Origin of the sequence: Neobacillus niacini, assembly GCF_031456445.1 — a bacterium.
Lineage (GTDB): Bacteria > Bacillota > Bacilli > Bacillales > Cytobacillaceae > Neobacillus > Neobacillus niacini_I.
In genome coordinates this window covers 1-8,323 of the sequence record NZ_JAVDUQ010000067.1, presented here as the reverse complement: position 1 = coordinate 8,323, position 8,323 = coordinate 1, and the positions used below count along the sequence as shown (strand labels likewise).

General features: G+C 35.9%; 9 protein-coding genes. 5 read left to right on the top strand and 4 right to left on the bottom strand.

Annotation, left to right across the window (positions count from 1 at the left end; genetic code table 11):
- On the top strand, positions 1-350 hold a 350-nt coding region (locus tag J2Y67_RS27190), incomplete at its 5' end, for a zinc ribbon domain-containing protein (RefSeq protein ID WP_310179248.1).
- Positions 351-659: 309 nt separating this feature from the next.
- Complete coding sequence (locus J2Y67_RS27185) at positions 660-1,505, top strand: AraC family transcriptional regulator (protein WP_310179246.1); 846 nt, start codon at positions 660-662, stop codon at positions 1,503-1,505.
- A gap of 334 nt (positions 1,506-1,839) precedes the next feature.
- Here J2Y67_RS27185 and J2Y67_RS27180 read toward each other — a convergent pair whose 3' ends face one another.
- Together J2Y67_RS27180 and J2Y67_RS27175 are read right to left on the bottom strand one after the other, a co-directional pair.
- Positions 1,840-2,010, bottom strand: coding sequence for a hypothetical protein (locus tag J2Y67_RS27180; RefSeq protein WP_310179244.1), 171 nt, complete (start codon positions 2,008-2,010; stop codon positions 1,840-1,842).
- Between the two features lie 526 nt (positions 2,011-2,536).
- Positions 2,537-3,547 (bottom strand): DUF3231 family protein, encoded by a 1,011-nt coding sequence (locus tag J2Y67_RS27175; RefSeq protein WP_310179242.1) that lies wholly within the window; start codon positions 3,545-3,547, stop codon positions 2,537-2,539.
- A gap of 375 nt (positions 3,548-3,922) precedes the next feature.
- Here J2Y67_RS27175 and J2Y67_RS27170 point away from each other — a divergent pair, with 375 nt between their 5' ends.
- Entirely contained in the window at positions 3,923-4,270 is a 348-nt protein-coding gene (locus J2Y67_RS27170) for a hypothetical protein (protein ID WP_310179240.1), read from the top strand.
- A gap of 732 nt (positions 4,271-5,002) precedes the next feature.
- Entirely contained in the window at positions 5,003-5,269 is a 267-nt protein-coding gene (locus tag J2Y67_RS27165) for a hypothetical protein (RefSeq protein ID WP_310179238.1), read from the top strand.
- A gap of 615 nt (positions 5,270-5,884) precedes the next feature.
- On the opposite strand, the gene J2Y67_RS27160 is transcribed toward J2Y67_RS27165, so the two are convergent.
- Complete coding sequence (locus J2Y67_RS27160; protein ID WP_310179236.1) at positions 5,885-6,085, bottom strand: hypothetical protein; 201 nt, start codon at positions 6,083-6,085, stop codon at positions 5,885-5,887.
- Between the two features lie 259 nt (positions 6,086-6,344).
- Positions 6,345-6,731 carry a hypothetical protein gene (locus J2Y67_RS27155; RefSeq protein ID WP_310179234.1) on the bottom strand — a complete coding sequence of 129 codons (387 nt, stop codon included), beginning with the start codon at positions 6,729-6,731 and terminating at the stop codon, positions 6,345-6,347.
- 741 nt (positions 6,732-7,472) lie between these two features.
- On the opposite strand from J2Y67_RS27155, the gene J2Y67_RS27150 reads away from it, so the two are divergent.
- Positions 7,473-8,261 (top strand): reverse transcriptase domain-containing protein, encoded by a 789-nt coding sequence (locus J2Y67_RS27150; RefSeq protein ID WP_310179232.1) that lies wholly within the window; start codon positions 7,473-7,475, stop codon positions 8,259-8,261.
- Positions 8,262-8,323 lie beyond the last annotated feature (62 nt).

Here is an 8,323-nt window from a genome sequence, read left to right as displayed (position 1 = left end):
AAGAAATTCGCCAGCAGCTTTCCAACTGGAGTTTTGGGAGATTGACAGAAAAAATCAATTACAAATTAAAACTTCGAGGGATAGAAATTGAGGTTGTGGAAGAATCCTATACATCGGGAACATGCCCATCATGCGGTAAATTTCGTAAGCAAGAAGATAGAAATTTCTATTGCACCTGTAGTGAAAAAGGACATCGTGATGTAGTAGGAGCCGTAAACATATTAGATAAATCATTAAATAGAAGATTGACAAAAGATAGACCCATTCCACAATTCAAGGATACAAAGTATCGTCGAGTGAACCTTGTTCCTATTGCTAAGAGTAATAAGTACAAGCTAGCAGTGGCGTAGTGCCTATGATTGGGCTGCGGTATGAGGTTTTTACCACATGTCGTAATGAACTGGAGAAGTCGTAAGACCTGGATTCCCCGGATGAAGGGCAGCTTTGATGAAGGTTTAAAAGAGAATCCCCTGCATTTATGCATGGGGAGAAGTCAATGAAGCTGTTCTTAGTGAACAAACGGGGCAGGTAAAAGAAGGATTTTTCAAATAGGAATAGAATTAAGCTATTTGAAAGTAAAAATACGACATCTTTGTGCATGAAATGTCGGACAAAGAAATCCCTTTTCTTTTAAATTAGGTAATGGAAGGAGTGAAAAAATGGATTGGCTAGAGAGAATGAATAGAGCATTGGACTACATTGAGGATAACCTTGATGCCGAGATTAATTATAAAAAGCTAGCACAAGTTGCTGTTTGTTCGGAGTATCATTTTCCGAGGATGTTTTCGAGCTTATCAGGCATATCACTCTCAGAATATATAAGACGCAGGCGATTAACACTTGCTGCTTTTGAATTACAAAAAAACGATATTAGAATTCTTGATCTAGCGATCAAGTATGGCTACGATTCCGCCGACTCGTTTTCACGAGCTTTTCAAAAGACGCTTGGATTAAAACCCTCAGATGCTCGCAATAAAGGGATGCAACTAAAAGCCTTTCCAAGAATCTCCTTTCAAATATCGATAAAAGGAGACACTGAAATGGAGTACAGAATTGAGAATCTTGATTTTGAATTAAGAATTATAGGGAAAGGGAACCCAGTAAAAACAAGCAAAGCATTTAAAACCATTCCTACACTTTGGAATACTGCTAAAAAGGATGGATTTATGCAAAAACTAATCGATATGTCATGGGAAAATCCAAAATGTACACTTGAGAGCCTATTAGGCGTTTGTGGACAAGAAGCTGCCATTACGGATGAAGAATTTACTTACTTTATGGGCATTCGATATGACGGGGATGTCCCAAGTGATATGGAATGCATTACCATAGCCCACAGCATGTGGGTTGTTATTCCCAATATAGTAGAAGCATGGAAACGTTTGTATTCTGAGTGGCTTCCTACTTCTGGTTACGAGCTTGCTAACTTACCATGCATTGAATGCTATTACCCACCAAAGCATAAACCTAAACATGAACTTTGGGTTCCGGTTGTCCCTAAATAGTTACATAATACTAGCTTGGGCATAAATTGCAAAAGTAAACCGAGAAGAAATCGCAGAGCCATCACAGAGAATATGGGATTTGAGGAACTGGACCGCTTCGATACGGTGCACTTTTTTTCGTTGGCCATAAGAGGCTTTTTGTAAAAAAGCAGATAAAGAAATTGTGCTCTTTCTTTATGTCAAGAGCGATTTTCTCGAATAAGCTTTTTGAACGAAGGAGCATTCATGTAATGACTGAAAATGCGATTTGAACAAAAAAACCCCTTGGTAGAATGAGAGAGTCCTCAAGCTGACCAGCGAAAAGGACATAACTCATAAACCAGGAGGTCTTTATTTAAAAAGTGTAGGAGGAAGTTTTGTACTCTTTAGCATTTTTAAGTTCCATTAACCTTTCTTTGATGAATTCAATTTGTTCCTCGGTAATAATAAAATCGTTAAGACGATTCTCAAAATGAGCAATTCGTCTATCTAACTCCTCTATAGTAATGCTATCAGGATTTTTCATAAACCTAACCACTCCTTTTATTATCTTTTAAAAATTTAAATACTGACATTACTTATAAATATGGTAATAATTTTTAGTTGATAAATTTTGTGAATTGCTTGAATCAATGATTTTCAATAGCATGTAAACTATATAAATCATACTATAAATTTCATGTATACCGAATTGATAAAATTCCAAAAAATTCGACATTATTCTTAGTGCAAGAATCGACGAGGAGGAGAGGGATTTTAAGGAACTAGCTAGGCGCGAAAAAGTCTATTCGATCCCTGAAGGAAGTCGATGAGATAAAGGAGTGATGATAGCTGGGAAGATGATTCTAACCCAGCTTGATTTTCCTTTGTCCAAATTTTTTAATGTGTCAACTATTATTAATGGCGACATATTATGGAAAAGAATTGATGATGTTTGTGTCTGGATTTTGACAAAATTCATGTCCAAAATTGAAGGGAAGCACTTTGTATAATTCAGTATTATATGATATCTAACCATTATTGAATTAATCTTTGATATCATTTCTGAGATATTATTTATCATTTGCAAGAGAATTCCGGTCACTCGCGGTGGGAGGCTGCTCTAACCAACCATTTTTTATCATCAGTTTTCCGCCGTCTTCAGCAAACTGTAAAAGTTCTAAAGTAAGTCGTATGTAATGAGCACCCAGATCTCTTCTTGCATTGACACTTAAAGCTGATCCATAATACGAAATAGATAATTGTGTAGATAATTGAATTTGATACAACATATATTTATCTGAAAAGGGTGGAGTAATAGAATTAGTAATCATTGCCTGCAAAGAAATGGGTGAACTTAAATACTCTTCATCAAATACCGATTCAAATATTTCTATATGTTTATTAGCTATGCCTAGCCCCCTTTTAATATGATCCCGAAGCTCTTTTGATTGTGCCACTTGACCAAATCCCACTTTTAGACCAGCATGTAAATGCATTTTAATCATATTGAAAGTTATATCTCCAATTTCCATAACATTCAACGGCCGACGTTTTCCCAACCATCCGGTTAAAAAACTTTGGTCTTTGACAAAATCGATGGAATCGGGTGGTGTTATAATTGGAGGACGTGTGTAAAGTCCTTTCGTAAGCATTGTATCCATGGTTAGATCGAAAAGTTTCATCGTTTCGCTCATGCAGGTGATGTAATACTTCCGTAAGTCAGAGCGTATAGAGTTACTAACTGATAGTGAGTAGCCGGTCATCCCTTGCAAAGTCATGACATAAAGATAATGTAGGTAGAAAGGGTCTTGAAAAAGCCGAGGTGCATTAATGTTTACATCTTCTTTTTCTGTAAACCCATGTGGGATCGGGTAATTTTCTCCTTGCATGAATTTAGTTATTTTTTGAACATGCATTTTTGATAATTTAAGGGCTGATTGGTAGAGTAATTTAATATCATAATCTTCGATATGCTCAAGTGCATACCGAAAAAAACAAATTGACATTGTATCAAAAATGTATTGAGTCCAAAGACTCGATATTTCTGGGGCGGTTAGTCGAATTGAGTTATTCGTTTTCAAGGTACATCCTCCAGTATATACGGAATTAATTAGCATTCTTATTCTTTTCTTAGAGTACAAAAATATGCAAATCCGTTGTGATTCTTATTCGGGCCGGCTTCATATAGACGAGCAATTTCAATAAGTAGGCCCAGTACCAACGTTGCTGTAATCAGGGGCAAAGTAGACATAGCTTAAGCACTATTGTCCAATTGGTTATTAGTTAGCCTCTTTGTTGTTTCGTATCTTACGATAGAGAGTCATTCTAGAGATACCGACTCCATAATTGGGCTAGATTGTGAAGGATTTCACTTAAGAAGGTTTACAAAAATTGTATTTCTCATCTCTGATACAAATACTAATGTAGACGAATAGTATTTCTAAGGAGAGAGATGTATGAAGAAATTGATAAGTACGGGATTCATGGTAGGAATATGTCTACTTTCAAGTTCACCAGGATTGGCAAGGGAAAATGTCAGTACCACTAAAATAGAATCTCCGCCTGAAGCACCATCAAATTATGTTTTTAAAAATCCAGACGCTAAAGCAAAAGCATCAACTGGTGATTTCTTTAGAGAAGTAAGTGGGAAGATGCAGGCTATCTTTAAAAAGTATGATGAGGGGGAAATAGACGAGGCTGAAGTTGCGAGATTAATTAAAACTGAAATTTCTCCATTACTGCCTAATAAGGAATATGAAATAGCCCTTCAACTAAGTGAACGTAAAGCGAGACAAGGTAAATGAAAAATTCATTTGTGGAATATTACACTTAAAGTAACGGGTGCTTTAAAATAATAAGGAATAAAATTAAAAAGCCTAAAATATGCAAGTTTTTATGCATAACTACTTGTATGATTTGGCTTTTTTTTACGAGCATTTTTTAATAGAAAATACATGGTTCAATGCACTTTAATAAATTCATGTGCAATTTAGCGTTTAAAAAGTGTCCAATTTATCTCTTAAAATCACACCCCTTTTAAATTAAGGCTCTTTTCTATAAAATTGTGGTTTTTTCTTGATTCGTGGATAAAACCTTTCAATTCGCGAATAAGGGGGCTAGATTCGCAAATAAAACCTTTCAATTCGCAAATAAGGGGACTAGATTCGCAAATAAAACCCTTTAATTCGCAAATAAGGGGGCTAGATTCGCAAATAAAAGTGGTGGGCTTGCTAAGAAAGTGTAATTTTATACTTGCAGAAGCCTTTCTTAGTGGAAATACCCAGCTAAAAACAACAATATCTACGAAAACAGCCTAAATTAAAAAGAAGCGTGTTCAGAAAAGGACGAGTTTTGTAACAAATAATAACTTCTATAAAATTAAAATCTTATTTATGAACTAAAAAAACAGATAGCTATCGGTACTTTTTTAATTTTGTTCAGCAATCGGGCCATATTTTGGAATAAAAGTAAAACCATCTAATGTAATTATTTGGTATGATCTAACCATCAGTATTTATTTATAAGGGGGGATTTTTATGTTCTTTATTATTTTTATTTTGCTTGCAGTTTTAATGTTGGCGTTGTGGAGAATAATTAATCTCCTTCGTAAAAGCAAAGGGCTTGAGGCTTTACCTTATTTAATAATTTTTTTGGGGTTTGGCACTATTTTGGTAAGTATCTTTGTTCCGGGTGGTTTTGAGGGAATGGCGATAGGTGGTATCGGATTAATTGTAGGTATTATAGGTGTAATTTGGTTGTTAATATATACCATTGTTAAAAAAATGAATACTAAAAAAAGATAGGCTTGTTTACTAAGGATGTTTTTTCCTCTTTTGTATTTGGCCAGCTTAATTTAAAAATACAATATCAAAATATATTACAAACTAAACATATTTACTTCCCTTAAATTTCCTTTCAAAAGGATGATCTCATTATGAAAGATTTTCTCTCTAGCTTTCTCCTTATTTCTAGTTGGCTGATATTTGCTATAAGTGCATATCTATTATTTTGGGCTTTATTAATGCCCTTATGGGCTTTTATTCCTTTTTGTCTAGTCTTAAGTACAGGCTTTCTATGTTTTTTTTGTTCAAAAAAACTTGATAATAGACGGAAAACTGAGTGATTTTTGACTAAAAGTATAAATTCTTAATTTGATTAATTAAACCAGCTAATAGAAGTTAATCAATTTCTCCATTAAAGGGCGCATTTCTTGAGCAAGAAATGTGCCCTTATTAATGAATTGGGCCATATTCTTGAATAACACTTACATTTGGGTATTTATGTAAAGATGAAGTTTGTGAATGTTTTCACTTAAACTGCCCTTTAATTGAACAAGAAATTTATGATTAACGTCGCATTTGACGCAAAATGCGACATAAAAAATAAGGAGTAACCTACTCCTTTTTGGATGGAAGTTGTCAGCCACCTTCTATGCAAGTAGCAGATGAACTTCCTACAATATTATTTAATTCCTTTAATATTGAGTCGAGGGTTTGTGATTCAACTATTGTTTCTAAAGGTCTTTCAGAGATTGGAACTTTATATTTATTCAAAACAACAGTTGCATTACTCCATACTTCAGTAATTGCTTTCGGAGACATATTTGGTTGGATAACCATAAATCTACCTCCTTTCATTTTTTGATTTAATTTTAACATAGACAATTTTTTATGTCGCAATACGAGAAAAATGTGCAGCAAATAAAAGGGTGCTTCTTTAACTACCGGGTGCGATTGTTCCGTAAGGGCAGTCGTTTTTCTTGTTCCGCTATCGTGGCAGGTTAGCTGAAGAAGGAATAGACGAGATTGCATAGAATAATTGTCCATAGAAAAAGGACTACTTAATTAATAGTCCCACATGTGAAAAGTATTAATGTTTTTAAAAAATTCTTCTATTAATGAGTGTGCATCGTCGTGCACCCCTGTTGATTAAAGCCCGTGCTTGTCCTAGTGAAATTCTGACAAGTACTGCTTGGTCCATGCCACCGACTTCTACATCAAACACAGCAAATGCCTCTCCATCTACAATAAATACACATTCCACATCTCTAATATTAAATCCATCAAAGTTGTTTAAAACTGTACATTCCATAACTCCTGCGTTTATTAAAACAGTTGCCTCTCGTGCGGATATCCGAATAAACACGAATTCCTCGATGTCAACATTACCTGCTTCCACTTCAATTTCGGCTAAAAGAAAGAAACCATTTCTTCTTGTGTGGAGTACACAATTTGCCCCTATTGAAACAACATCATCCATACTCATATTACCCCCCCCTTTCTACTATTAAATTCCGTAGTGAAGGAAAGGTGTGGACAAATTATAAATTATTTTTGTTTATCTTTTTAAATTATGTTAGGGAACCTACGAGATGAAGTGGAAGCAGGGATTCTTATGATGAAAAGAAGGTTGAATTTTCTTTTTGTACTAACAGGTGCTTGAGCGAAACAAGGAGTTGTTGTTGCGGCTCCTTTTTCTTGTTCCACTAATGGGGCAGGTGTGCGGCCGAGCCTAGGTCGTATCATATAACGGGTGGGATTCCCGTCGAGTAAGAACTAGCCATTCGCTCGTAGCGAGTCTTGGAGGGTTAAAGGTAACTTTAGTCTTTAAGCGTAGACAGTTAGGTAGCGGGCCGAAAGCCAAATGGTTGAAGGGATTGAGCTCCATAATGTTAGTAAATCGAGAGGGCTGATGCCTTACCTGCGACAGAAAGCTACATTTTATCCTTCGTTAATGGCAAGATGGATAAAACCTCTCTGGAGTCAGAGACCTTGGCACGTTACACATTGATATGATACGGCAACTCGGGAGACCCTACCGGTCTCTTCTTTTAGAAGAGTATGGTGTACAAGCGATAACAAGCAAGGAAACCAAATGCCGATTGTAGGGAGTCGGATAGCAGCGTAGTACCAATGAAGTTGGGTAATGCCGATGGAGGAAAGGCTAGCTACCAGTTATCACCCTTACTAGGGACACATTTACTACACACAGAGGTAGGTATAATAAATGGAAACAAAACTACTAAGGATAGCAGAATTAGCAAAATCTGAACCTAAAATGAAATTTACATCTCTTGCACATCTATTAAATAAGAAAGCATTAGTTCAATGTCATCATGAACTTCCCAATAAGAAGGCAACTGGGATTAACGGTACAACAAAAGAGCAATATAGTGAAAGTTTAGAAGAAAACATAGAGGATTTAGAAAGTAGGCTTAAAAGCAAAAGTTATCGTCCCGTTCCAGTAAGGAGAATGTATATTCCAAAGCTCAATTCAAACAAGAAAAGACCACTGGGAATACCAGAGCATGAAGATAAAATTGTACAAAAAGGCATTACAAAGATACTAAATACCATCTGTGAGAATGATTTTCTAGACTGTTCCTTTGGATTCCGTCCAAACCGTAATTGCCATGATGCTTTGAAAATACTGAACTATTATATTGAAAAGAGGTCAGTAAATTATATAGCAGATGTAGATATCAAAGGATTCTTCGACAACGTTGACCACACATGGATGATGGAGTTCTTAAAGCTGCGAATCTCTGACCCTAACCTCCTAAGATTAATTGGTAGGTTTCTTAAAGGTGGATATATGGAGGAAGGAAAGAAATACAAGACAGATAAAGGCACACCGCAAGGTGGAGTAATATCTCCGATATTAGCCAACGTTTACCTTCATTACGTACTCGACCTATGGTTTGAGAAAAGGGTTAGAAAACAGTGCAAAGGACAAGCATACATAGTGAGATATGCAGATGACTGTGTGCCACGAAAGCAAGCAAAGTGTGCCTGACGGCACATCCGTAAGCTGTGCTGCACTCAAGATGAGAGTAGGCCTCTCGCAATCGCTATACA